This is a genomic window from Campylobacter concisus, assembly GCF_003049705.1.
Classification (GTDB): domain Bacteria; phylum Campylobacterota; class Campylobacteria; order Campylobacterales; family Campylobacteraceae; genus Campylobacter_A; species Campylobacter_A concisus_AR.
Genome location: NZ_PIRF01000004.1, coordinates 61,266 through 86,305, shown reverse-complemented (window position 1 = coordinate 86,305; position 25,040 = coordinate 61,266). Strand labels below are relative to the sequence as shown.

30 protein-coding genes are annotated in these 25,040 nt (G+C 37.7%); 15 read left to right on the top strand and 15 right to left on the bottom strand.

Annotated features, from left to right (window positions below; translation table 11 throughout):
* Window positions 1–4 precede the first annotated feature (4 nt).
* The 7 genes from hisB to mrdA are packed head-to-tail and all read left to right on the top strand — an operon-like array spanning window position 5 to window position 4,971.
* Complete coding sequence (gene hisB / locus CVT05_RS05360; RefSeq protein WP_199906739.1) at window positions 5–580, top strand: imidazoleglycerol-phosphate dehydratase HisB; 576 nt, start codon at window positions 5–7, stop codon at window positions 578–580.
* Window positions 577–1,065, top strand: coding sequence for a KdsC family phosphatase (locus CVT05_RS05355; protein ID WP_107698081.1), 489 nt, complete (start codon window positions 577–579; stop codon window positions 1,063–1,065). Before hisB ends, CVT05_RS05355 begins: the two co-directional genes overlap by 4 nt.
* Entirely contained in the window at window positions 1,056–1,583 is a 528-nt protein-coding gene (locus tag CVT05_RS05350) for an LPS export ABC transporter periplasmic protein LptC (RefSeq protein WP_087578521.1), read from the top strand. The genes CVT05_RS05355 and CVT05_RS05350 overlap by 10 nt, the downstream gene beginning before the upstream one ends.
* Window positions 1,556–2,032: a lipopolysaccharide transport periplasmic protein LptA gene (gene lptA, locus CVT05_RS05345; RefSeq protein ID WP_072594780.1), complete on the top strand. Its 477-nt coding sequence runs from the start codon at window positions 1,556–1,558 to the stop codon at window positions 2,030–2,032. Before CVT05_RS05350 ends, lptA begins: the two co-directional genes overlap by 28 nt.
* Window positions 2,029–2,643, top strand: coding sequence for a ribosome biogenesis GTP-binding protein YihA/YsxC (gene yihA, locus CVT05_RS05340; protein ID WP_107698080.1), 615 nt, complete (start codon window positions 2,029–2,031; stop codon window positions 2,641–2,643). Before lptA ends, yihA begins: the two co-directional genes overlap by 4 nt.
* 1 nt (window position 2,644) lies before the next feature.
* On the top strand, window positions 2,645–3,136 hold the full coding sequence (locus tag CVT05_RS05335; protein ID WP_084040994.1) for a hypothetical protein: 492 nt from the start codon (window positions 2,645–2,647) through the stop codon (window positions 3,134–3,136).
* Window positions 3,133–4,971, top strand: coding sequence for a penicillin-binding protein 2 (gene mrdA, locus CVT05_RS05330; protein ID WP_107698079.1), 1,839 nt, complete (start codon window positions 3,133–3,135; stop codon window positions 4,969–4,971). Before CVT05_RS05335 ends, mrdA begins: the two co-directional genes overlap by 4 nt.
* A gap of 182 nt (window positions 4,972–5,153) precedes the next feature.
* Here mrdA and queC read toward each other — a convergent pair whose 3' ends face one another.
* The gene (gene queC, locus CVT05_RS05325) at window positions 5,154–5,906 is read right to left on the bottom strand and encodes a 7-cyano-7-deazaguanine synthase QueC (protein WP_265094346.1); all 753 of its coding nucleotides are present in this window, start codon (window positions 5,904–5,906) and stop codon (window positions 5,154–5,156) included.
* 25 nt (window positions 5,907–5,931) lie between these two features.
* On the opposite strand from queC, the gene ybeY reads away from it, so the two are divergent.
* Entirely contained in the window at window positions 5,932–6,378 is a 447-nt protein-coding gene (gene ybeY, locus CVT05_RS05320) for an rRNA maturation RNase YbeY (protein WP_107698077.1), read from the top strand.
* On the opposite strand, the gene CVT05_RS05315 is transcribed toward ybeY, so the two are convergent.
* Genes CVT05_RS05315 through mobB form a run of 5 tightly spaced genes read right to left on the bottom strand, consistent with a single transcriptional unit; the run spans window position 6,367 to window position 10,849 of the window.
* The gene (locus CVT05_RS05315; protein ID WP_107698076.1) at window positions 6,367–7,350 is read right to left on the bottom strand and encodes a ferrochelatase; all 984 of its coding nucleotides are present in this window, start codon (window positions 7,348–7,350) and stop codon (window positions 6,367–6,369) included. The genes ybeY and CVT05_RS05315 overlap by 12 nt on opposite strands.
* Window positions 7,351–9,273, bottom strand: a complete 1,923-nt coding sequence (metG, locus tag CVT05_RS05310; RefSeq protein WP_107698075.1) for a methionine--tRNA ligase — start codon at window positions 9,271–9,273, stop codon at window positions 7,351–7,353.
* Between the two features lie 15 nt (window positions 9,274–9,288).
* Window positions 9,289–9,507 (bottom strand): hypothetical protein, encoded by a 219-nt coding sequence (locus tag CVT05_RS05305; RefSeq protein WP_021090564.1) that lies wholly within the window; start codon window positions 9,505–9,507, stop codon window positions 9,289–9,291.
* Window positions 9,507–10,370, bottom strand: coding sequence for a class 1 fructose-bisphosphatase (locus tag CVT05_RS05300; protein WP_234400556.1), 864 nt, complete (start codon window positions 10,368–10,370; stop codon window positions 9,507–9,509). Before CVT05_RS05300 ends, CVT05_RS05305 begins: the two co-directional genes overlap by 1 nt.
* A complete protein-coding gene (gene mobB / locus CVT05_RS05295) occupies window positions 10,370–10,849 on the bottom strand; it encodes a molybdopterin-guanine dinucleotide biosynthesis protein B (protein WP_085657630.1) in 480 nt (159 codons plus the stop codon). The genes CVT05_RS05300 and mobB overlap by 1 nt, the downstream gene beginning before the upstream one ends.
* Window positions 10,850–10,969: 120 nt before the next feature.
* On the opposite strand from mobB, the gene CVT05_RS05290 reads away from it, so the two are divergent.
* A complete protein-coding gene (locus tag CVT05_RS05290; RefSeq protein WP_107698073.1) occupies window positions 10,970–11,449 on the top strand; it encodes a hypothetical protein in 480 nt (159 codons plus the stop codon).
* On the opposite strand, the gene CVT05_RS05285 is transcribed toward CVT05_RS05290, so the two are convergent.
* The 3 genes from CVT05_RS05285 to gltX are packed head-to-tail and all read right to left on the bottom strand — an operon-like array spanning window position 11,370 to window position 14,582.
* A complete protein-coding gene (locus CVT05_RS05285; protein WP_107698072.1) occupies window positions 11,370–13,007 on the bottom strand; it encodes a lytic transglycosylase domain-containing protein in 1,638 nt (545 codons plus the stop codon). The genes CVT05_RS05290 and CVT05_RS05285 overlap by 80 nt on opposite strands.
* Window positions 12,985–13,278, bottom strand: coding sequence for a YggT family protein (locus CVT05_RS05280; protein WP_107698071.1), 294 nt, complete (start codon window positions 13,276–13,278; stop codon window positions 12,985–12,987). Before CVT05_RS05280 ends, CVT05_RS05285 begins: the two co-directional genes overlap by 23 nt.
* Window positions 13,279–13,286: 8 nt before the next feature.
* Window positions 13,287–14,582 (bottom strand): glutamate--tRNA ligase, encoded by a 1,296-nt coding sequence (gene gltX, locus CVT05_RS05275; protein WP_107698070.1) that lies wholly within the window; start codon window positions 14,580–14,582, stop codon window positions 13,287–13,289.
* 145 nt (window positions 14,583–14,727) lie between these two features.
* Here gltX and mscL point away from each other — a divergent pair, with 145 nt between their 5' ends.
* From mscL to CVT05_RS05245, 6 genes are all read left to right on the top strand, one after another.
* Complete coding sequence (gene mscL / locus CVT05_RS05270) at window positions 14,728–15,132, top strand: large-conductance mechanosensitive channel protein MscL (RefSeq protein WP_054196324.1); 405 nt, start codon at window positions 14,728–14,730, stop codon at window positions 15,130–15,132.
* 102 nt (window positions 15,133–15,234) lie between these two features.
* Window positions 15,235–15,873: a Crp/Fnr family transcriptional regulator gene (locus CVT05_RS05265; protein WP_107698069.1), complete on the top strand. Its 639-nt coding sequence runs from the start codon at window positions 15,235–15,237 to the stop codon at window positions 15,871–15,873.
* Between the two features lie 120 nt (window positions 15,874–15,993).
* A complete protein-coding gene (locus tag CVT05_RS05260; RefSeq protein WP_009294580.1) occupies window positions 15,994–16,566 on the top strand; it encodes a cytochrome c3 family protein in 573 nt (190 codons plus the stop codon).
* A 9-nt stretch (window positions 16,567–16,575) separates the two neighbouring features.
* Window positions 16,576–17,943 (top strand): multiheme c-type cytochrome, encoded by a 1,368-nt coding sequence (locus CVT05_RS05255; RefSeq protein WP_107698068.1) that lies wholly within the window; start codon window positions 16,576–16,578, stop codon window positions 17,941–17,943.
* A 220-nt stretch (window positions 17,944–18,163) separates the two neighbouring features.
* On the top strand, window positions 18,164–19,276 hold the full coding sequence (locus tag CVT05_RS05250; protein WP_107698067.1) for a metallophosphoesterase: 1,113 nt from the start codon (window positions 18,164–18,166) through the stop codon (window positions 19,274–19,276).
* 1 nt (window position 19,277) lies between these two features.
* Window positions 19,278–20,072: a phosphatidylserine decarboxylase gene (locus CVT05_RS05245; protein WP_107698066.1), complete on the top strand. Its 795-nt coding sequence runs from the start codon at window positions 19,278–19,280 to the stop codon at window positions 20,070–20,072.
* 413 nt (window positions 20,073–20,485) lie between these two features.
* Here CVT05_RS05245 and ychF read toward each other — a convergent pair whose 3' ends face one another.
* From ychF to rpiB, 6 genes are read right to left on the bottom strand one after another with little or no spacing between them, the layout of a single operon-like run.
* Window positions 20,486–21,589, bottom strand: coding sequence for a redox-regulated ATPase YchF (gene ychF / locus CVT05_RS05240; RefSeq protein WP_107698065.1), 1,104 nt, complete (start codon window positions 21,587–21,589; stop codon window positions 20,486–20,488).
* Entirely contained in the window at window positions 21,589–23,040 is a 1,452-nt protein-coding gene (locus tag CVT05_RS05235) for a leucyl aminopeptidase (RefSeq protein ID WP_107698064.1), read from the bottom strand. Before CVT05_RS05235 ends, ychF begins: the two co-directional genes overlap by 1 nt.
* Window positions 23,021–23,626, bottom strand: coding sequence for a DedA family protein (locus CVT05_RS05230; RefSeq protein ID WP_021083652.1), 606 nt, complete (start codon window positions 23,624–23,626; stop codon window positions 23,021–23,023). Before CVT05_RS05230 ends, CVT05_RS05235 begins: the two co-directional genes overlap by 20 nt.
* 1 nt (window position 23,627) lies before the next feature.
* Window positions 23,628–24,176: an adenine phosphoribosyltransferase gene (apt, locus tag CVT05_RS05225; protein WP_107698063.1), complete on the bottom strand. Its 549-nt coding sequence runs from the start codon at window positions 24,174–24,176 to the stop codon at window positions 23,628–23,630.
* Window positions 24,177–24,196: 20 nt separating this feature from the next.
* Window positions 24,197–24,529, bottom strand: a complete 333-nt coding sequence (locus CVT05_RS05220; RefSeq protein WP_002939538.1) for a hypothetical protein — start codon at window positions 24,527–24,529, stop codon at window positions 24,197–24,199.
* Window positions 24,526–24,969, bottom strand: a complete 444-nt coding sequence (gene rpiB, locus CVT05_RS05215) for a ribose 5-phosphate isomerase B (RefSeq protein ID WP_021086444.1) — start codon at window positions 24,967–24,969, stop codon at window positions 24,526–24,528. The genes CVT05_RS05220 and rpiB overlap by 4 nt, the downstream gene beginning before the upstream one ends.
* Window positions 24,970–25,040 lie beyond the last annotated feature (71 nt).

The following is a 25,040-nucleotide window of genomic DNA, read 5'->3' as shown; positions in this document are numbered from 1 at the left end:
AGAAATTTTAGAGCTAACTAGAAATACAAAAGAGACACAAATCTCAATGAAGCTTAAAATTTATGGCTCTGGTATTGCAAAGGTAGATACTGGCATTGGCTTTTTTGACCATATGCTTGAAGCTTTTACAAAGCATTCTTTGCTTGATCTTGAAATTTCATGCAAGGGCGACACGCATGTGGATTTTCACCACAGCGTTGAGGATGTAGGCATAGTTTTGGGTCAGCTTTTAAAAGAGGCCTTGTATCCTTTAAGTGGTGTTGAGAGATTTGGCGAGGCAAGCGTTGTTATGGATGAGGCGGCTGTTTTTTGCGCGCTAGATCTTAGCAATAGAGCCTACCTCGTATATGAAAATTTTAACCAAAACGCTAAAGTAGGGGAGTTTGACACTGAGCTTGTGGAGGAATTTTTTAGGGCAGTTGCTATAAATTCAGCCATCACTCTTCATCTAAATCAAATTCGCGGTAAAAACACTCACCACATCATCGAAGCAACATTTAAATCATTTGCTGTAGCACTTCGTAGAGCACTTGCTAAAAACGCAAGGATTGGCACGCCAAGCACAAAGGGTGTTTTATGATAGAGATTATATTTTTAGATGTTGATGGCTGCCTGACTGATGGCAAGATCATCTATAATGCAAACGGCGAAGAGCTTAAATTTTTTGATGTAAAAGATGGCTACGCGATAGAAAGCTGGCTAAAACTTGGCAAAAAGGTAGCTATCATTACAGGTAGAAAGTCAGCCATCGTTGAGCGAAGAGCTGAAGATCTAAAGATAAATCACGTCTATCAAGGCGTTAGCGATAAATTTGAAGTGGCAAGCGAGATATTAAAATTTGAAGGGCTTAGCTTTAAAAACGCAGCAGCCATCGGCGATGACTACAACGACTATAAAATTTTAGACGCAGTTGCATGGAGCTTTAAGCCAAAAGATGCCATTAAAGAGCTTGATGTAAAGACAAAGCTAAAGCACAAAGGTGGCAATGGCGCGGTTAGAGAGATGATCGAGATGATCATAAAATCAGAAAATTTATATGACGAGTGGTCTAAGCGTTGGTTGTAAAAATTTTCTACTTCGTCGTGGCTATTTTTAGTGTCGTGATGATATTTTTGGCAGCTCAAGATCCATACCTTGCAAATGTTTTAAAGATCGACACAAAGATATCAAATATGCAGATAAATGATGTGATAGATTATGAGATAAATTCCACGAAAATAAGCGGAGTATACGAGGCTGACGAGCTAAATAGATACAATGATAAAGATGAGTTTTTGAGTTTTAAGGCAAAAATTTTAAGAGGAAATTTAAAACATTTTTTAAGCTCAGACAAAGCAATCTCACAAAATGATGAAATCATCTTTCAAAAGAATGCGAACTATGAAAACAACGATAGTTTGAGATTTATAAGTGACGAAGTGATATATGGAACAAAAACAAAAATAGTAAGATCTGAAGCAAATTTCACGCTCATAAGAAATAATGATAAGGCACTGGGTGAGAGTGGAAGCTATGATCTTGGCAAAAAACAAACGCAGGTAAAAGGGTTAAGGGCATGGGTAGAAGAAAATCAGCGATTTTAGCGGTGATATTGGGTTTTACATTTTTAAATGCAGAGCAAGTTGAAATCACATCAAATGATTTTTTTGCGGATGAGAATAAACAAACTAGTGAATTTATAGGTAATGTAAATATCAAAAAGGGCTCATTTGATGAGCTTAAGGCAGACAAAGTGGTTGTCTATTTTGACAAAAAACGCCAGCCTATAAAATATGTGGCCACTGGCAATGCTAGAGCAAAAATTTTTATAAAAGATAAGCACTACGACGGCAAAGGCAATACTCTTACATACGAGCCAGCAAAACAGATCTATACTGTTAGTGGAAATGGCTATTTGCATGAAGTAGAAACTGATAAGAATGTTTATGGTGAAAAGATAGTTGTTAATCAAAAAGATGGCACATATAGTGTAAATAGTGATGAAAAAAAGCCTGTTAAGTTTATCTTTCAGGTAGAGGAAAAAGATAAGTGATAAGGCCACTAGGTGCTAAATTTATCACATCAAGTCCAAGTATAAAAGAGGCTCCAAGTTTCGTAACAAGCGAAGTCGTCTTTTTAGGTAGATCAAATGTTGGTAAAAGCAGCCTCATAAATACACTTGTAAACCAAAAAAACCTAGCCAAAAGCTCATCGACTCCTGGTAAAACTCAGCTTATAAATTTCTTTGAGGCCGAGTTTTGTGAGCAAAAAGATGAGCAGGAAGAAAAAGATAAATTTAAGCTCATTTTGGTTGATTTGCCAGGCTTTGGCTATGCAAAAGTGGCAAAAACAAAGCATGATGAATGGCGTAAAAATTTAGATGAGTTTTTGAAATTTAGAAGCGACATTAGACTTTTTATACATCTAATTGATGCTAGGCATTTTGATTTAGATATAGACGTAAATGTGGATGCTTATCTAAAAAGCTTTTTAAGAGCTGATCAGAAAATTTTAAATTTATATACAAAAAGCGATAAGCTAAATCAAAGCCAAAAGAGTGCGGTAATGAAATTTGATCCAAGCGGCATCTTGGTCTCAACTCTTAATAAAAGCGGTATCGAAAAGGCTAGAGAAGCTATCATAAATAACGCTCTTGGTAGATAAAATGCAAACCATAAGCAGCTTAGATATTAAAATTTTTAAAGAATTTTGGTGGGCTGTTTTTTTATTCTCATACGAGATCGCAACTACGCAATTTGGCTTTTTGCCACCACTCATTGGCATTTTTTTTACTTATATGATTTTGGAGTATTCAAGAAAACAAAAGCAATACGACGAGTTTAAGCACAATTGGTACTTTGCGATAATTTTTATAATATTTGCTGAGCAAATTCATGGATTTCATCTTTTTTCAACGATTATTGCATTTTTGCTTTTTTATAATTTTATTTTAGACTGGCTATATACCACGATGAAGTGGCGAAACTGCCTACTTATCATCTTTGTAGCAGCTGGATATACTTTAACATTTCTTGTAAATAACCTATTTGCTTACGTTTTAAATGAGCAAAATTTAGCATTTTCGACTGAATATCTATTTTTTATAGCATTTGAAAGTATCCTTGCTATTGTTCTTTTTAGGGATAAAGTGCTATGAGGATGCGCATCGTCTTTAGTGTGATCGCTCTTTTTTGGATTATACTTTTGGGACGAATTTATCATCTAAGCATCAACTCAAATACTTACTACAACGAGATCGCAGAACAAAACGCGATAAAGACTATTTATATTCCGCCAGTTAGGGGTATCATCTTTGACGCACATGATAAGCCAATGGCTGTTAATCGTCTTGGTTTTTCGGTATCCATTAGACCTCATTTAAGTGCTAATAAAAAGGTAAAAATTTTAGATGATGAGCTAGCTTACATTGGCTCACTATTTAGCGATCTAAATGTCACAAAGCTTAAAAATGAATACATAAAAAATGACTCAGCTTATAACCAAGATTTTATAAATGTGGTTGAATTTATTGATTATGATAAATTTTTACCATTTTTTGCATCACTTTCTTTGCGTGAAAATTTAGAGATAAGACCCGCTTCAAAACGCCACTATCCGTATAACGATCTGGCTTCTCACATCATCGGCTACGTTGGTAGGGCAAATCAAAAAGATATGGATAATGATCCTTTGACAAAGCTTACAAATTATATCGGAAGAAGTGGTGTGGAGCGGTTTTATAATCCGATCTTACAAGGAATTCAGGGATTTAAAAAGATAAAGGTAAATGCTTTAAATGAAGAGATCGAGCAGATAAACTATCAAGCACCACAAAGTCAAAACATCAAGCTTGCAGTCGATCTTGAGCTTCAGCAGTTTGTGTCCGATGTCTTTGGTAAGGATGCAGGAAGCGTCATAGTTATGAGTCTAAAAGATGGTGCTATCATAGCTGCTGGTAGCTTTCCAGAGTACGATCTAAACCCATTTGTGCTTGGAATTTCTCAGCCTGAATGGGAAGAGCTTGTAAAAAACGTCGATCATCCTTTCACAAACAAGCTAATAAACGGCCTTTATCCGCCAGGTTCTGTCGTAAAAATGGGTATGGCGCTTGCGTTTTTGGATAATGGCATGAGTAAATATGATAGCTTTTTTTGCAGTGGCTCGTATGAGCTTGGAGGGCGTAAATTCCGCTGCTGGAACTCTCACGGACATGGAAATGTTAATATGAATACGGCAATTAGAGAGAGCTGTGATGATTATTTTTATAAAGGTAGTCAAAAGATCGGCATAGACGCTATTGTGCCGATACTTGAGCGTATGGGATTTGGTAGAAAAACAGAGGTTGATTTGCCAAATGAGTTTGTGGGGACTTTGCCAAGTAGAGAGTGGAAGATGAGAAAGTATGGCAAAGCGTGGTTTCAAGGCGAGACCCTCATTACTTCTATCGGCCAGGGAAATTTCTTGGTCACGCCTATGCAAGTAGCAAAATATACAGCAGGCCTTGCAACTGGGCTAAACGTGACTCCACATTTTTTAAAGAGCATTGATGGCAAGGATGTTGATTTTACGCCAACAGACGATGCTTTTACACCGTTTGAAAAATCACAGTTACCAGCCATTAGGCATGCAATGTATGAAGTGGCAAATCACCCAAGAGGCACGGCAAATAGGCATTTTATTGGAAGCCTAGTTAAAGTTGCTGCAAAGACCGGTACTGCCCAGGTCGTTGGAATTTCTCAAACTGAAAAGAAACGTATGAAAGAAGAGGATATGGCGTATTTGCAAAGATCTCATGCATGGATGACTACATATGCGCCCTATGAAGATCCGCAATACGTTATCACAATGGTTATCGAGCATGGTGGCCATGGCGGAAGTGCGGCTGGGCCAAAAATCGCTCAAATTTATAATAAACTCGTTGAAATGGGATATATAAATTTAGAAAAAATCCAAAGCGATCAAAATAAGAAACAAGACAATAAGAAAAAATAAGATCACTAAAAAGCCGTGGCAGCAACCACTTACTTAAAAATTTTTACTTTATGCTTGGTACGTTTTGGCTAAGTTTATCAACTACTTTTTAATCTTCTTTATTAAATTTTGGCAAACTTGACTGAGAATTTATGTTTTTGGTAGCTAGCAAGAGTCTAAACGTTGATATATCTTTAAATTCGTTAAATGCTCTTGCTTAATAATTTATCACTTTTAGAGGCCCATAAGGAAAATTTTTGATTTTTATATGCGATTTTATCAGTGGTGTTTGCCTTTTTAAAGCCATTTAATCTTAATCTGCAACTATCACAAAGTCCGCATGCCTCGTCCCCGCTCTCGTAGCAGCTCCAGGTTAGCTCTAGTGGCGAGCCAAGCTCAAGCGATTTTGCTACGATGTCAGCCTTGCTTAAATTTACAAGTGGAGTAATTATCTCACACGAAAAACTAGGCGATGTGCCTAAATTTATAGCCTCGTTTATACTTTTTATGAAGCTTTCTTTGCAGTCAGGATAGCCTGAACTATCTTCTTCTACGACTCCGATATAGATAGCTTGTGCATTTTCTTTTTCAGCAAGTGCGGCAGCGATCGAGATAAAAATACCATTTCGAAAAGGTACATAGGTATTTGGCACATCTTTTTCCACTCCGTCTTTTCTTATTTGCAAGCTTTCATCGGTTAAAGAATTTCCGCCTATTTGGGCAATAAAGCTAACATCTAAACTTATCTTTTTTGTAATGCCTAATCTTTCACAAATTTCGTTAAATGCACGTTTTTCACGTTTCATCGTCCTTTGGCCATAGTCAAAATGAAGTGCTACGATATCATATCCAGCCTTTTTTGCCATTACAGCACAAAGCGTACTATCCATACCGCCGCTCATTATACAAACTGCTTTTTTCATATTTTGCCTTTTATTTTTGCTAGAATTATACAAAAAGTTACTAAGGAAAGAGCCTAAAATGATACTTTGCGAAGAGAGCTATCCAAAAATTTTAGATGAAATTTGTGAATATTTGACGTTAGGAGAAATCGAACTGGTTTTTGTCGGTAGAGAAGAGATGAGAGAACTAAATAAAACTGAGCGAGGCATTGATAAAACGACAGATGTTTTAAGTTTTCCGCTTGAGCTTGTCATTCATGCCCCACTTGGCTCAATCGTTATAAACAAAGATATGGTAAAAGAAAAAGCTGCAGAGCTAAATCATAGCGAAGATGCCGAAACCGCACTACTTTTTACACATGGATTGCTTCATATCTTGGGATTTGATCATGAAAAAGATGATGGCGAAATGAGAGAAAAAGAGTGCGAGGTTATCAAGAAATTTGAGCTGCCTAAAAGTCTAATCGTAAGAAGTGAGGATGTTAGGCTAATTGATCTTATAAATAATAAAAATTTAAAAGAGTAGATTTTCTTCAGATGCTTTGTGAAGCTCTTCTAAAAGCTCCTCTTTTTGGCATAAAATCAATATATAGATAAAATTTTTAAGCTTTTTTATCTCGCTTAAATTTTTAAAGTAGATTGCGTTTTGTACTTTTAATAACGAGCCTTCTGGCAAGCAAATTTTTATCTCGTCAGAGCTAAATTTTTTATTTAAAAATATACTTTGGCTTATGAATAAATCTTCATCACTTTCAGTAATTATGGCTCTAAAGCTATTTCCAAAACTAGTAGGAATAAAATTTTTATCTATAAAAATCGGGTCAAAATGCCCGTGAATCCTACCTTCGTAAGGCTTAAATGAAATTTTATTGCTATCAAGAAATTTTAAGAGCCCATAAAACATCCCAGCAAAAACTCGTGGTATGTTTAAGTTTTGATAGTATGTTTGCTTAAAGACCGTGTTTGTAAAAAAGATCGAGCTTGGATTTATCTCGTGCATAGTTGTATCTGTGTAAATGGTCTCAAAAAGAGGCGATATTCGCTGAAGTGTTCTTGTATCATCGCCAAAAAAGACATCAAAGACCTTTGCGTGAAAAATTTGATTAAAAAGCTCAGTGATATTTTTTGACATGACGTGTGCGTTAGAGCCAAGTTTTGATTTTTCTAAAAAATCATTTATAAAAGGATTTACGGCGCAAAATTTTAAATCTTTGTGAGTAGCCTCAAATCTCATGAGTTTTATCATGGCAGTTTGTAAGCTACTAACTTTTAAAAAAGCGATCTCTTTGTCGATAATTGGTACATTATCTTCGCTAATTATGGCGTATGCGCCTTGTTTAATCGCTGTTTCTATGTCGCTATCGTTTGCGTTTAAGCAAATATAGGCAAAGCCACGTCTTACATGCTTTAGCTCGAAAACAAACTCGCTTACGCTAGTTATCGTCGGCGCGTTTAGAGCCTCGGCATTTATTAGGCGTGTTAAATTTTCTATTGTCATTTAGCCAACGATCGCACCGTTTTTGACCTTGCCCTGCGTGCCAAGAAGCGTTAGCGAGCCGTCTGATGCGCTTAGGATCATGCCTTGAGAGACATATTTTTTCATCATCATTCGCTCTTTTAAATTTGCTAAAACGCAAACTTGCTTGCCCACAAGCGAGCTAGGCTCGTAGTATTTTGCAATGCCAGATAAAATTTGACGTGGCTGCTCCTCGCCAAGATCTATCTTAAATTTAAGCAGCTTCTCGCTACCTTCAACTCTCTCGCACTCTAGCACTTCACCTACTTTTATCACCACCTTTGCAAAGTCATCAATGCTAATGATTTCGTCCTCTTTTTTCTCCTCTTTTGGCTCATCTTTTGCTTCAACCTTTGGCTCATTTGCCTCGCTCATTAGCTCTTTTTCTATCCTTGGGAAAAGTGGCTCGGTAGCTTTTGCTACAAAATTTGAAATTTTATTTTTTAAGACAAGATTCTCGTAAGAAGCTGTGTCTATGCTAAAGCCAAGCGTGTCAGCTATCTTAGCACAAGTTTTTGGCATGGCTGGACTAAGTAGTATCGCCACTTTTGCAAGCAAATTCGCACAAAGTGCTACAAGCGCGTTTGCCTCGTCAGTTTTGCCAGCTTTGATAAGCGACCATGGCTCATACTTCGCAACGGCTGCATTTGCTAGCGTTACGATCTTCCAAAGATCCTCTAAATAGCGGTTCGTCGCTAAATTTTCTAAATTTTTAATAGCCTCATCAAGGTAGCCCTTTGCCTCATCAAGTTCAGCTTTGTGAGATTTGAGCACATCTTTCGAATCGATTTTATAGTCGCTATACTTTGCACTCATGCCAACAATGCGGCTTAGTAAGTTGCCAAGTCCGTTGCCAAGCTCTGAGTTTATGCGCTCGATTAATGCTTTTTGGCTGTAGTCACCATCTTGACCAAATGGCACCTCTCTAAGCAAAAAGTATCTGAAATTTTCAAGTCCGTAAGCATTTGCGACCTCTCTTGGGTTTATAACGTTACCCTTACTTTTGCTCATCTTTTCGCCATTTATGGTCCACCAGCCGTGCGCTGCTACGTGTTTTGGTAATGGTAAGCCAAGACTCATCAAAAATGCCGGCCAGTAAACTGCATGAAAGCGTAAAATATCTTTGCCAACGATGTGAGTAGTGTATGGCCAAAGATCCATTCTAGCGTCATCTCTTGAATATCCTAGTGTTGTTAGGTAGTTTATAAGCGCGTCAAGCCAGACGTACATAACGTGCTTTTCATCGTTTGCGCTCTTTGGTAGCTTTATGCCCCAGTCAAAGCTAGTTCTAGTTACTGAAAGATCTTTTAGTCCACCTTTTACAAAGCTTACGACCTCGTTTTTCTTACCTTTTGGGATGACGCAAAGCTCGTCATTTTCGTACCATTTTAAAAGCGCGTCTTCATATTTTGAAAGCTTGAAAAAGTAGCTCTCTTCTTTGACTAAAGACGTCACGCGGCCGCAGTCTGGACAGTGATTGTCTTCTAGTAGGTCTCTTTGGTTAAAAAAAGTTTCGCAGCTAACGCAGTAAAAGCCTTCGTATTCGCCTTTGTAAATATCGCCATTTGCTTGCATCTTTTCAAAGACATTTTGTACGGTTTGCTTGTGCTCTTCGTCGGTCGTTCTTATAAAATGATCATAGCTTATCTCAAACTCATCCCAAAGTGACCTAAATTTAGCGCTAATCTCATCGGCGTACTCTTTTGGAGTCTTGCCTCTAGCACGAGCTGCTTGCTCGATCTTTTGTCCGTGCTCGTCTGTGCCCGTCATAAAGTAGGTCTCTTTGCCTTGCAAGCGGTTAAATCTAGCAAGTGTATCGGCGATGATGGTCGTATATGCGTGGCCAATGTGTGGCACGTCGTTTACATAGTATATTGGGGTTGTTATATAAGCTTTTTCTTTCATATTTTTCCTTTAATTTTAAAAATCAAATCCACCATCACTGCCAGTATTGCCCTTTGACATCGAGTTGTAGCAGCTATTTACGTACTCTTTTCTTGTCTCGCAGTCAAAAAATACTTCGCAGTTAAAGCAGCTTTTTTGCCCTTTTTGGCTTTGGCACTCTTGCAAAATTTTTGCTTTTTGCTTTAAGGCTAGTTCAAATGCGTCAAGTGACTCGCTTGCTTGTGTTTCTTGCATTATTTTTGCTCGTAAAATTTATGCAAAAGAGAAATTTCATCACGTGAGCCAAAGAAGCATGGCGTTGTTTGGTGAATTTTTTCTATTTTTATATCAAAAAGCGTTTGGTTTTTGCCGTTTGTCGTTGCGCCCTTTGCGTTTTCATATATGAAGGCAAATGGCAACACCTCAAAGACTACTCTTAGCTTGCCATTTGGATGATCGCTCGTTGCTGGATAGCTAAAAAGACCGCCACCTTTTAGCAAAATTTGATGTAGGTCGCTCACCATCGCACCTGAGTATCTTAGTCTGTAGCCCTCGTTAAATAACTCGTTTATAAAATTTCTATGCGTTTGGCTCCAGCCCTTTTGCGTGGCTCCCGTGGCATTTAGCTTTCCCTTTTCTTTTAGCTCAAGCTCTTTTACAAATTTAAACTCGCCATCTTTGCCAAGTCTATAAAATTTAGGCAAAGCGCCCTTTTTCTCAGCAATTACAAGCTCAAGCCTTGGGCCATATATGCTGTAAGCTGCGGCTATTAAATTTTCTGGTTTTACCTCGTCTTCGTAGATGCCAAAGATCGAGCCAACGGCGAAATTTACATCAACTAGGCTTGAGCCATCGAGTGGATCGTAAGCGATGATAAATTTAGCGTTTTTATTGATCTCAAGAGCGTCCTCTTTCTCTTCGCTAATTAGTGCTTTTACGCAGGCAAGCTCCTTAAATTTAGCCGTAATGATCTCGTCGCTTTTCACATCAAGTTTTAGCTGTGTGTCGCCAGTCGCGTTTTCGTGGGTTGTGTAGCCAAGATCGGCGTATTTTATCACTTCGCTTATCTCTTTTGCGATCTCTTTTATGGTGTTAAAAATTTGATTTAATTCTTGCATTATACAGCCTTTGCATTTTTGATTATCCACGCACAAATGGCGTCTATATCGTCTAAATTTATATTTTTTATCTCGTAAGGAATTTGTTTTTTATATGTTGCGATCGCATCTGAAAAGCTAAGATATTTTTCATCTATTTCATCTTTAAAAACACTTAATCTTGGCAGTGGAAGCGTCTTTAAACCCTCAACTAATAGCACATCAAACTCGCCTAGCATTTTAATGACATCGCTAATTTCTTGTGGATTTTGTGAAAAATAAGTTGTTCTAGTCGGACTCATCACCACCACATCTGCCCCAGTTTGTGAAAATTTAAAGCTATCCTTGCCTTCAACATCAAATTTAGCCTTGTCGCCCGGGTCGTGTTTTACTATCGCGACTTTCAAACCATCATCTATAAATTTTTTTGCTACCTTTAAAATAAGAGTCGTTTTCCCGCTATTTGAAGGGCCAGAAAAAGCGATAGCAAGTCTTTTCATAAGAACCTTTTTTGTTAAAATTTCTCGCGATTATAACTTATGTTGGCTTTAAAATTTATGAGTGAAATTTAAAAATTAAAATGCTAAAATGGCAGAAATTTTAGAAATTTAAGAGTTTTTATGAGTAAATTTATATCGTTTTTTGTATTTATTTTGATGATATTTGGCTGTGCTGGTGAAAAAGTAATCGTACATGAGCCCTTAAAAAATGAGCTTTTGGCCTACACAAGCAAGAGTGAGATTATTGATGGCGCTGACAGGACGCTCATCATCGCTACTTATTTAAATCCGATCTACAATTCGAATTTAGACCAGAGCAAAGAGCATTTTTTGGTGGCCATAAATCCAAAAGAAGATGCACAAAATTTAAAGAACATAAAAGTAAATGGCGACTCAAATACCACAAACGCAAGGCTGCTTGATGAAAATGACGAGATGCTAAAATTTGCTGGATTTTCTATGCCTTGGGCGGTTTATTATGAAGTTACCGCACCAAGTAAGCAAAGTGACGATCTAGCACTTAGTTTCGAAATTTATCAGTCAAAGCCGGTTTTGTTAAATTTTCGAAAAGTTGCGAAATCTTTATATTGGAACCAGTAAGCGCCATATAGATCACGTAGTTGGCAAGCACCTTTTTTCCGTAGTTTCTAGTCTCTGCGACTGGGACAAGCTCGATCGATAAAAATGGCTCAAATTTCCCCTCTTTAAACATATCATCTCTTGTGATAAGCTTTTTGGTAAAGCCGATACCGCCATTATATGCGTAGGCTGTAAACAGCGGGTGGTAGAGAAATTTATCAAGATAGTTTAGGTGGTGATTTGCAAATTTAAATGCAATATCTGTTTTAAAAAGATCATCCTGGTCAAAATTTGGGATTTTTAGCTCTTTTTTGCCGATCGCATTTGCGAGAAATGGCATAAACTGCATCATACCAAGGGCGTATGAAGTAGAAACCACACTTGGGATAAAGAGACTCTCTTGTCTAGCTAGGGCATAGATCATCGATTTTCTCTCGTTACTGACGCCATCAAGCTCAGGAGAGCTTGGCATTAAGAAGTATTGTTTCTCCCAACCATGCGCCTTTTGCATGAAGTATGCATAAGCACCAATGCTTTCGTTTGTATAAAATTTCTTCGCAAATTCGCTTGCTTGCGTGGCATTCATATCCTTTGCAAGGGCTGCAGTTTTGTTCCATAAAAACGGATCGCTCACGTCAAAATTTTCGATATTTTGCTTATTAGGCCTTGGCACGATGACTTCAAGTGGTTCGCCACCGATCAAATCTCTTGCGTAAAGAGAGTAGATATTTGCGTCCTTGCTGGCACTTAGCTCTTTTAAAAAGCTTTCGTTTTTACTTATCTGGTACTGCCAAAAGGTCGCATTGTCTCTTTGCCACGCCCTTTCAAATGTGCTCTTGGCTCTTGCAAAAAGACTAAAAGCGATATCGTCTTGTCCTAGTAAAATGGCATTTAATCCAAGCGTAAAAGCATCATTTTTCTCAGTGATGGCTGGATCGATGCTTAGCAAATTTCTTCTAAAACCTTCATATTTTTTATTAAAAACAATATCGTTTAATAAATTTGTAAAGCCCTTTTGAGAGTATAGCTTGGTCATAAAATTTGCATCAAAGCTTTCGCTAAAAAGTATACTTTTATTTTGCGGGTTAGAGACGTTAAATAGCTCTAGAAAGCTCTTTGTATCGTTTAGTTTTACAAATGCTTGAGCTGGATTTGGCTCATTTAATGCGAGTAAAATTTTTGATTTTTCTGGATTTGTCTTTGCAAGATTAGCTGCTAAAATTTCACGAGTGTGATTATCGAGCTTTAAGCTAAATGCAATAGATGTTAGCAAATTTTGGCAGGTTAGATTTGCTTGGGTGATATTTTTTGCATTTACACCAGGGCATTTGCTAGGAGCCGCTTTTGGAGGTAAAATTTTATCGATTGATTTTTGAACAAGACCCGCTTTTCTAAACACATCACGCGAAAGCTCTGCGATCTGCTCTTTTGTGTAACTACCCTCGTTAATAAGACGGTTGATGTAGTAGTCTTTTGCTAGGCTTTTTGGCTCGTTTTTTAGCTCTTCGTAGGTATAAATTTTAGCCAAAAGAGCAACACAGACAAGGGAGAGAATACTAAAGTGACGCAGCAAAACCAAACAAAAGCCTTATTAAAAATTGATCTAAAAATTGAAGTGCTAAAAGTACGATAAGCGGAGTAAAGTCAATACCACTAAAATTTGTTTTTATATAGCGTCTAATAAAGCAATAAACCGGCTCAGTTAGCCTATAAAGCAGCTGCACGACCGGTGAGCTAGGATCAGGTCTGACCCAGCTAATCAGAGCTGCTGCGATGATGATCCAAGTATAGACCGTGATAATAAGGTGCAAAATGTTTGCAATCGCTGAAAATAGGGTGGAAAGTATCATTTTTGCTCCTAGATTAAAATTTTAGCCAGATCATCTTTGATAAGAGGATAGAGCTCACTAAGCTCAGGACCGTGAAGGTCGTTCGTAAGAAGCGCACGTAGCGGCATGAAAAAGTTTTTACCTTTTAAATTTGTAGCGCTCATAAGCTCTTTTTTAAACTCATCAAATGTTTTGCAAGCTTTTAAATTACGAGCTGCTTTTTTGATGATATCAAATTCGTTTTTGTACTCATCTGGAGCTATCTTTGGCGAATATATAGCCTCAACTTTTGCCTTTATCTCAGGCACTAGTGAGCTTTCTTGAGTGTAAAATTTAACTAACTCAGCCAAATTTTCATCTACACCAAAAATTTCTTTTATACGCTCTTTTGAGGCAAGCTTGATGTGTTCTCTATTTATCTGCTCAAGTTTTTTAATGTCAAATCTAGCAGGTGAACGTGAAATTTTGGTTATATCAAACCATTTCACCGCCTCTTCGATGGTAAAAATTTCAGTCGGAGTTTTGTTACCAAGAAGTATCAAATAGTTTGCGATCGCCTCAGGTAAAAATCCCTGCTCAAAGAGCCATTTTACACTTGATTCGTTCTCGCGCTTGCTCATTTTTTTACCTTCAATATTTAAAAGTATAGGCAAATGCGCGTAATTCATCTTGCCGGTGTAGCCAAGACCCTCGCGTATGAGGTCTTGCTTTGGTGTATTGCTCACGTGATCCTCGCCACGTATGACAAAGGTCACGCCCTCAAGCATATCATCGACTGCGCAGGCGAAGTTATAAGTTGGTGTTTTGTCTGCTCTCATGATGACAAAGCTATCAACAGCGTCTGGCTCGAAGCTTAGCTCGCCTTTGATCGCATCTGTAAAGCTCATAGTGCGTGTTGGCTTTTTCATGCGGATGACAAATGGCTTCTCGCAGTTTAAAACTTCAGCATCGCTTAGTCTCTCGCAGGTACCGTCATATCTATATGCCACGCCTTGTTCTTTTGCTTTTTGTTTTTTTGCCTCAAGCTCTTCTTCGGTGCAAAAACAAGCAAAGGCCTTTTTATCGATAAGAAGCTTTGAAGCTAACTGCCTGTGGAATTTTAAATTTTCACTTTGGATGTAAATTTGCTCTGGTTTTATGCCAAATTTGCTTAAAATTTCTAAGATATCTTTCTCTTTTCCCTCTATATTTCGCTCTTTGTCGGTATCTTCTATACGTAAAATAAAGCCGCTTTTATCTTGTAAAGAACAAATATAATTAAAAATAGCGGCACGTAAATTTCCTATGTGCATATCTCCTGTTGGAGAGGGTGCAAAACGATACATAAGCTCATTCCTTACGTTAAATTTTGAATTTGGATTATAACACCAGCTTGATAAATTTAAAGTTATGTAATTTGATTTTTTTAGCCGAAGCAAAGCATTTCTTGAATAAAATCCGAACAAAAATTTAACATTTTTAGGAGAAACAATGAGTTTTATAAGCGAATTTAAAGAATTTGCGATGCGCGGAAATGTCATAGATATGGCAGTTGGTGTTGTTATAGGTGGTGCGTTTGGAAAGATCGTTTCATCACTAGTTGGTGATGTTATCATGCCTGTTGTTGGCGTTTTAACTGGCGGTGTAAATTTTACTGATCTTAAGCTTACACTAAAAGAAGCGGTGGATGGAGCACCTGCCGTTACGATAAATTATGGCTCATTTATACAAACAATGGTTGATTTTTTAATAATTGCATTTTGTATTTTCTGCGTCATCAAGGCTTTAAATACACTTAAAAATAAATTACCAAAAGAAGAGCCAGCTCCAGCAGAGCCTGAAACTCCAGCCGACATTGCACTTTTAACTGAGATTAGAGATCTACTTAAAAAATAATTTCATACAATTCAAAGGGAAAATTCCCTTTGAAAATCTATTAAAATTTATCTTATTTTTATATGCTAAAATATTTTTTATTTCAAAAAGGCGAGTGAAAATATGATAGAGAAAATCCCATTTTTTCAAGGCTTAAACGAAGAAGATTTAGCCAAACTTGAAGCCATAAGTGTCGTAAAAAAGTATAAAAAGGGTGAATTTTTATTTATGGAAGGTGAGGAGCCAAAATGGTTAATATTTTTAATAAGTGGCTCTGTTAAGCTTTATAAAACCACGGCAAACGGAAAAGAAATTTTTATTCATCAGTTAGCACCTATGAATTTTGTAGCTGAAGTCGTAAATTTTGAAAATATTGTCTACCCAGCTAGTGCCATTTTTACCATATCTGGCGAGGTGTTAAAGATAAATTATGAAAAATTCGCGGCTGAATTTTTAATAAAACCAGAAATTTGTATGAAATTTTTAAAATCAATGTCCGAAAAGATAAGAATCACAACAAATCTACTTCATCAAGAGTTAATTTTAAGCTCAGAAGAAAAAGTGGCTAAGTTTATTTTAGATCATGAAGATTTATTTAACGAGCTAAAACACACAAAAATTTCATCAATACTTAATATGACTCCAGAAACTTTTTCGAGAATTTTAAATAAATTTAAAACAAATGGTTTAGTTAAACTTGATGAAAAGAACCAAATTTTGGAAAAAGATGTGGGTGGACTGCAAGAAATTTATTCTTATTGAAAGTTAATATCAAATAAATATTTTTATTTACTTAAAGAAAAAATTTATATTTTTTTAGATAACATTCACTTAAAATTTTCGTAAAAATTTACGATATATTGATAAATTCAGGAGGAGATTTTGGCTGAAGTTAAGAAGAAATTTTTTGTTTGGTCATCTGTTATTATCGGCATTGTGATCGGACTTATTGCGTCTATGGGTATTGCTGATGCACTTCATGCAACTGGTAGCGGCTACATCTGTACCATTTGCCACACTATGGATCCTATGAATGCTGCATATCATGAAGATGTACACGGTGGCAATAACAAGCTTGGCATAAAAGCTGAATGTTCAGCCTGTCACCTAAATCATACAAGTGCCTATACCTATGTACTTACAAAACTTAAAGTATCGATAAATGATGGTTATAAGACATTTTTTACAGATACGGACAAGATCGACTGGCGCAAAAAACGCGAGCATGCATCTCACTTTGTCTATGATAGTGGATGTTTAACTTGCCACTCAAATTTAAAAAATGTTATTCAAGCTGGTAAATCATTCTTGCCACATAGAGATTATTTCGTTCTTGGAAATCCTAATAAAAAATCATGTGTTGACTGCCACGAGCACGTTGGTCACAAGAATTTAGGACTACAAATCGATAAATTTGAAGCAATAAAAAAACAAGAGAACAATAAAACCAAATAAGGAGGAAAGATGTTTAAAAAGTCGCTAATGTTATTAGCCTGTCTAATGTCTTTTGGCGTTGCCGCAAACATGGATGCAAATAAATCTGACGCTTTAAACCTTAATGTTGTAAAAAATATTAAAGTTGCTCACAAAATGTCAGACTTATCAAAAAGCTGTGTTGAGTGCCATGCTAAAGAGACACCCGGCATAGTTGCCGATTGGAAAAATAGTCGCCACGCTCACGTTGGCGTAAGTTGTATGGATTGCCACTCTGTAAATGCAGATAATCCTATGGCTTCAGTTAAGGTGCATCCAAAAGATTCTAACAACCACGTATCAATGCTAGTTAGCCCAAAAACTTGTGCTAAGTGCCACGAGAATGAGGTTGAAGAATTTGTTAAGAGTGGTCACGCAAGAGGTGCTATGCAAATGTATGCTAACCCTGTGATAGTAAAACTAATGTATCACTATGAAGGTATGGATCATCCAGAATACAAAATGGCTCCAGACGCTACTGGTTGTTCTCAGTGCCACGGAACCGTCATCAAACTAGACGCTGATCACAAACCTACAAAAGAGACTTGGCCAAACTACGGTATAGGTAATGTTTATCCTGATGGTGGCGTAGGCGGATGTAAATCATGCCACAGCGCACACACATTTAGCATAGCTGAAGCTAGAAAACCAGCTGCTTGTGCATCTTGCCACCTTGGACCTGATCACCCAGATATTGAGATCTTTAACAACTCAATGCACGGACATATCTATAATAGCGAAGCTCACAAATGGAATTTTGATGCTGCTCCTGATACATGGGATGTACCAGACTTTAGAGCTCCAACTTGTGCAGCTTGCCACATGAGTGGTGTTGGTGAAACAACAACAACTCACAACGTTTCAAGAAGACTAAAATGGAACCTATGGGGCGTCAGCAGTAAGCTAAGAACAGCTGGTGATGAACAAGCTGCTGTTGTTTACGAAAAAACTGGCAAACTAAACGTAGGAACACCTCTAGCAGGTCATCCAAATGGACCAGAAGCAGCAAGAGCTGAGATGAAGCTAGTTTGTAAAGCTTGCCATACATCAACTCATACAGATAACTTCTTCATTATGGGTGATAAACAAGTAGAGCTTTATAACGTTTACAATGCTGAAGCAACTAAGATGCTTGAAGAGTTGAAAGCTAAAAACCTACTACTAGAAGATGCTTGGGAAGATGAATTCCAAGATATCTACTATCATATGTGGCACCATGAAGGCCGTCGTATGAGACAAGGCGCTCTAATGGGTGGCCCTGACTATTCACACTGGCATGGTGTATTCGAAGTTAAGAACGACATTAGAAAACTTCGCAAAATCTATAAAGAAAGAATTGAGTCTGGCAAAGTCCAGTAATTCTTTTTAAGGTGGGAGTTTTCCCACCTTTTTATTTTTAAATTCCAAAATTTTATCTTTTAGTTATTATCCTAAAGTAAATATCTTTTAACAATTATTTTTGTAAATTTAAATTATAAAATCATACAGCTTAGCACTACAAATTGTTCTAAATAATTAATAAAATTTATAATGTAAATTTAAAAATATAAAATATAATCTTTGTTTTTAAGGAGATATTTTGGGACTTTTTCGGATCATTATCGGGGCATTTATCTTTAGTGTTCTTACAAATTTATACTCATACAAACGTTTTATTAAAAAGGTATCGTTTTTTACACCGCATCTTAAAAAAATTCGTATATTTTTCTATATTATTAGTGTACTTGAGTTTGTATTTGTTCTTCAACTAAGATTTTCTTTTTTAAATATAGAACTCTACCTGATAGCAGGAACGCTCATTGGTTTTTCTCTTTTTTTATTTGGCGTTAGTTTGTTTTATGATGTTGTTAGATCCATTTGCTCAAAAGCTCATTTTAATCCCACAAGACGAAAATTTATTAAATTTTGCTTTGATGTGACATTTGTTGTTTTTATAGTTGCTTGCTTTTTGAAAGGAATTTTTAACGCACTTACTCCGCCAAAAATTAGACAAATTAGTATAAAAATAAAAAATTTACAAAATGATCTAAAAATAGCCATGATAACAGATGTACATATTGGTGAGTTTTTGCAAAAGGACTTTGTGGCTGAGCTTATAAAAGAGATAAATTTAGCTAGACCAGACCTAGTGGTGATAGTTGGCGACTTGGTTGATATGAGAGCTGAGCTTATCGGCGATTTTTTAGATCCATTAAAAAACCTTAAAAGTACCTATGGCACCTTTTATGTCCCTGGCAATCACGAATACTACCACGGAGTTGATGGGATATTAGAAAAAATTCGCGCTCTAGGTATTAGGGTGCTTGGCAATAAAAATGAAAAAATAGCTGGCATAAATTTAGCAGGGGTCTATGATCTAGCTGGCATAAGGTTTAAAAATTTAGAGCCAAATTTAGACGAAGCACTAGCTGGACGCGATCCAAATTTGCCGACCATCCTACTCTCTCATCAGCCAAAATTTATAAAAACTATGCAAAAAGATGTCGATCTAGTCCTTTGCGGTCACACGCACGCTGGGCAAATTTTCCCTTTTAGTATCTTAGTTTTACTGGATCAAGGTTTTTTACATGGGCTTTATAAGATTAATGATAAAATGCAAGCTTATGTTAGTAGTGGTGCAGGATTTTGGGGACCTCCAGTTAGGATATTTGCCCCCAGCGAGATCGCTATTTTAAATTTAAGCAAGGAATAAAATGAACAAGGACAATCTATTTTCTCAAATTTTTGGCAAGGTAGCAAAATTAAACTTTTTTAAACCGCTTCAAGAGCTTATCAACTCCTTTTATATAAAGCTATTTAAGATTGACATGAGCGAGTTTAAGCCAGCAAATGAGTATAAAAATTTAAACGAACTTTTTACCAGAGAGCTCTTAAAGCCAAGAGAATTTGACGCAGCAGATGAGATATTTATTAGCCCAGTTGACGGCACCTGCCTTAGTTTTGGCACTACAAAGGATCTAGAAGCTTTTAGTATAAAAGGCATGAATTACGGGTTAAAAGAGCTTTTGGGGCAGGGCGAGCTTGAGGGCGAGTTTGACTTTGCTAACATCTACCTTAGTCCAAAAGACTACCACCACTATCACGCACCTTGCGATATTACGATAAAAAAAGCGGTTTATATCCCTGGCAAGCTTTACAGTGTGGCGGTAAAATGGCTTGGCAAGGTTGATAGCCTTTATACCAAAAACGAGCGTGTGGCGCTACTTTGCGAGATGAAAAATGGCAAAAAACTTTGGCTAGTTTTCGTGGGCGCGCTAAACGTTGGTAAGATGAAATTTTGCTTTGATGAGCGCATCCAGACAAATGCGATGGCAAATTTCACGCAAATTTATGAGTATGAAAATTTACATATCAAAAAGGGCGAGCGCCTTGGGAATTTCGAGCTTGGCTCAACTATCGTGATACTTAGCAAAAAAGATGCGATCGAATACAATCTCTTTGAAAATAAAGAGCTTAAATTTGCTGAGACCATCGGAATAATAAAATAAATATGCTAGGCATATAAGTAAAATTTTTATACCCTACTTGGCCGGTGTCTTATTTGCTTAGACTTTGGTTGTAAGTTTTACACAGTCTTTAAAAATTATTATAGATTTAAAAGTTTGTAAAAGATGATGAATACATTATTTTATCTATCGAAATTTCTCTCGACTTAGTACTTTGTCCTAAGATTTAATTGGCTTACCCATAAAATCCATATTGATATCACAGAGCTGATAGCATTTACACCATTACTTGTATAGAGAAGCTTGTGTATCAATAAAGATTATTAATAAGATATAAGATAACTTAGTATATTTTTCAAAAGAATTTTTATCAACTATAATAAGGAAGTTTTAATTTACCTTACAACCCAAGGACTAAATATTTTTTGACTATTTAGCCCAAAAGAGGGCTAAAATTAAACATTAAATCTAAAGTGCATAACATCGCCATCTTGTACGATGTAGTCTTTGCCCTCAAGTCTCATCTTGCCAGCCTCTTTGGCTCCGTTTTCGCCGCCATGTGCGATATAGTCGTCATAGCTTATCACTTCAGCTCTGATAAAACCCCTCTCAAAGTCGTTGTGAATGACGCTTGCTGCTTTCGGTGCTTTCCAGCCCTTTGTGATCGTCCAAGCTCTTACTTCAACGACGCCAGCTGTGAAATAGCTTATCAAATTTAGCTTTGCAAAAGATGTTCTGATGATCTTTTCAAGGCCACTCTCGCTCGTGCCAAGAGAGGCTAGAAACTCGTGTGCCTCCTCGTCGCTTAGACCAATTAGCTCCTCTTCTACTTTGGCGCAAAGCTTGATCACCTCGTGGTCTGAGGCTTTTGCGTACTCTTTTAGCGCTTTTACAAATTTATTATCTTCGCTAAGCCCCTCTTCATCGACGTTTGCGCCATAAACTACCTCTTTGGCGCTTAGAAGCCTTAGCTCTTTGTTTAGTGCCAAAAACGCCTCACTATCTCTTTGCTCAAAGCTGCTCGCACTTTTGCCATCATTTAGGTGAGCAAGAAGTAAATTTGCTATCTCTAGCGCCTCTTTAGCACCTTTTGCATTTGCTTTTGCCTCTCTTGTGAGCTTTTCTATCTTTTTATTTAGTTGCTCGATGTCAGCTAGTATCAGCTCGGTTTGGATGATCTCGATGTCTCTTACTGGATCGACGCTGCCCTCGACGTGAGTGATGTTTTCATCCTCAAAGCAGCGAACTATGTGTAAGATAAGCTCGGTTTCTCTGATGTTTGATAAAAATTTATTGCCAAGTCCCTCGCCAGAGCTAGCCCCTTTTACAAGGCCTGCGATATCTACGAATTCGATGGTTGAATACTGAATTTTATTAGGACTTACTATCTTTGCAAGCTCATTTAGGCGCTTATCAGGCACTGGCACGATGGCTTTGTTTGGCTCGATAGTGCAAAACGGATAGTTTGCACTCTCGGCATTTTGCGCCTTTGTAAGTGCGTTAAATGTCGTTGATTTGCCCACATTTGGTAGGCCTACTATTCCAACTGAAAGTCCCATCAATTCTCCTTGCTAAGTGCTTGTAAAAAGTATAAATTCATCCTAACTCCTGCTCCACTCGCACCTGCTTGGTTGTATCCCCAAGCCTTTTCGCGGTATGCTGGGCCTGCGATATCAAGGTGTAGCCACTTATCTTTATACTCATCTTTGATAAATTTAGCTAAAAACATGCCAGCTGTGATCGCACCACCATATCTGCTTGATGCGCAGTTGCTAACGTCTGCGATCTGGCTTTTGATAAGCTCGCTAAGATAAGGGTTAAAATCAAGCGTAGTTGCTAGCTCGCCGCTATCTTTTATCTTGTTTTTAAACTCATTTTTTAGGCTCTCGCTGTTGCCCATGATGCCTATCGTGTATTCGCCAAGTCCCACGACGCAAGCGCCAGTTAGGGTTGCCATGTCGATTAAGATGTCTGGTTTAAAGTCCTGCGCGTAGCTTAGGCAGTCAGCCAGCACCAAGCGTCCCTCCGCGTCGGTGTTTCTCACCTCTATGCTAACGCCACTTCTTGAAATAAGCACGTCGTCTGGCTTATAGGCGTTGCCGCCGATCATATTTTCAGTTGCGCCCAAAATGGCGTGAATTTCAAATGGTAAATTTAGCTCTGCTGCACCTTTTATGATGCCAAGTGCTGCTGCTGCACCGCTTTTGTCTGATTTCATAGTTAGCATATAATCAGCCGGCTTCAAGCTAAGTCCGCCGCTATCGTATGTTAGCCCTTTGCCAACAAAGATGATGCGTTTTTTAGACTTTTTAGGCTTGTAGGTTAGGTGGATGAGCCTTGGTTTATGCACGCTTGCGCGATTTACCGCCAAAAATGCGTTCATATTCTCTTTTGCTAGAAATTTCTCGTCATAGACCTCGCACTTTATGCTTGCGATGTTTTTGGCTAAATTTTGCGCATCCTCGGCCATCTTTTGTGGTGTATAAATTTCTGGGATTTCATTTACGATATCTTTTGCAAAATTTGTAGCACTTGCTATTATCTCTGCCTCTTTAAAGCCATCATTTGCAGCTTTTAGATCGACCTTTTTGCCAGCAAATTCTTCAGTAGAAAAGATGATCTCTTTAAGGGTGTATTTCTCTTTTTTCTCTTTATACTTGTTAAATTCATAACTTCCAAGCAAAAAGCCCTCAGCTAGCGCCTCAAAGCTTAGTTTTTGACACTCCGCTATGTAAGAAGCTAACTTTATGCTCTTAATATTTAGCGACTTTAGTGCGTTATAAGCTTTAGCAGCTGCAACTCTAAGCTCGTCAAGATCAAGCTTAAAAAGTGGCACGTAAGCCCTTTTTGCCTCGCTTAGGACAAGGACACTCTCACCTTTGTAATTATTAAATTTAATAGCCTCTTTATCGCCTATAAATTTATGTTTTAACTCCTTATCTACTACGAAAATTAGTTCAATATCAGCTTTTATATCTTTTAATTTTTTATCAACTATTTGAAACTGCATGTCTTCTGTCTCTCCTTTCGTTTAAAATTTTATTTTCGATGCGCTTAAATGTATAGATCAAAAGTCCCATAAATATGGCAACCACTGGGATAGCGACGTACCAGTGTTCTTTTGCTTTTTGAAGCAGCACAAGTATATGCTCACCAAGTATCCAAGCAGGTATGGTGGTGATCGCCGCCCAGCACCAAGCGCTGATTAAATTTATAAAGGCGTATTTTTTAGCATCATAGCCAGTAAGCCCTATGCAAAGCGGTATGATGACACGAAAACCATACATATAGCGTTGCAAAAAGATGATCGGCCAACCGTATTTTTTCAGCATTATGTGCGCCACTGCAAATTTTCTACGCTGCGTGTGAAGCCTTTTTGCGATGTATTTTTTATTGTAACGGCCAAGATAGAAGTAAATTTGATCTCCCACAAAGCCTCCAAGTCCAGCCACAAATATAGCAAGCGCGATATGCATGTGCGTGGTGTGAGCGAGAATTCCAGCCATTATTAAGGCCATCTCGCCCTCCATTATACACCAGACAAAAAGTATGATGTAGCCGTACTCTTTAAGTAGTTCTATAAAAAACTCTTCCATTCTAAACCTCTAAAACGCTATAAATTTTAGTAAGCGACTTTAATTTTTCGCTCCCTTTTAGATCGACTAGATCTATGAGAAAGCAAGCTTCAACGCAGGTTGCGTTAGTTTGGTTGATAAGCTCAGCTGAAGCCTTTGCGGTGCCTCCAGTGGCTATGAGATCATCCATCAAAAGCACTCTAGCGCCCGCTTTTTCTCCAAAAGCATCGATGTGAATTTGAACTTCATCGACGCCATACTCTAGGCTATATTTTTGAGAAAGCGTGATAAAAGGCAGTTTTTTTGGCTTGCGAATAGGCACAAAAGGCAGCCTTAGCCTTGCCGCAAGCGCCGCGCCAAAGATGAAGCCACGTGACTCGATGCCAGCGATGTAGTCGATATTTGCGTCTTCATATCTCGCCACTAAATGATCTATCAAAAAGTTAAATGCATCTTTGTTGTTTAGTAGTGTTGTGATGTCGCGAAAGACTATGCCAGGCTTTGGAAAGTCGTTTATGCAGCGAATAGAGTTTAGTAAAAATTCTCTTCCTTTTTGATCTAAAATTTTCATAAATTTCCTTAAATTTGATGTTAAAGTAGCGCTTCGATCTTGCCTTCAAGCTCACGAATGCGTTGTCTTAGCTTATCGTTTTCTAAGCGGTACTGGGAGTTTCTTGTGCGAAGTGAGGTTACGTCGTTTTTAGTTTTGTTTAGCTCATCTGTTAAGATGTCGATGTTGCCTAGACTTCGTTGAAGTTGGATCTGAAATTTTCTTATGACGACCTCGGTGTCTTGGAGGTTATTTTTCATAAAATCTTTTGTCGCACGCTCTTTTTTTAGAAGCGTTTTGAAGTAAAAAACCATGACGGTTAGGTAGATCGCAGCACAAACAAGAGCGGTAAAAACGATCCACTCGCCTATCATTTGCCTGCCTCAAGCTCTATTTTTTTGACTCTTCTTTCGTGTCTGCCGCCTGCAAACTCAGTCTTTAAAAAGGCTTCAACCGCCGAGATAGCCACGCCAGCGCCGATAACTCTTGCGCCAAAAGCGATCACGTTTGCGTCGTTGTGCTCTCTGGCAAGTCTAGCGGTAAATTCGTCGTGGCAAAGGGCGCATCTTACGTTTTCGTGCCTGTTTGCAGCTATTGATATGCCTATGCCAGTGCCACAAACTAGCACGCCGTAGCAGTTAGGCTCAAGCTTGCTCGCCAGCAAATGCGCATAATCAGGGTAATCAACGCTATTTTTATCGTTTGTGCCAAGATCAACCACTTCGTATCCAAGCCCTTTAATGGCCTCTTTAAGCTCGTTTTTTAGCTCAAAACCAGCGTGATCGCTAGCTAAGAAAACTTTGTCTATCTTCATGAAAAGTCCGTTAAATTTTTTGTTGATTATAGTCAAAGTTGCATTAAAATAAAATTTTACTCTCAGCCAAA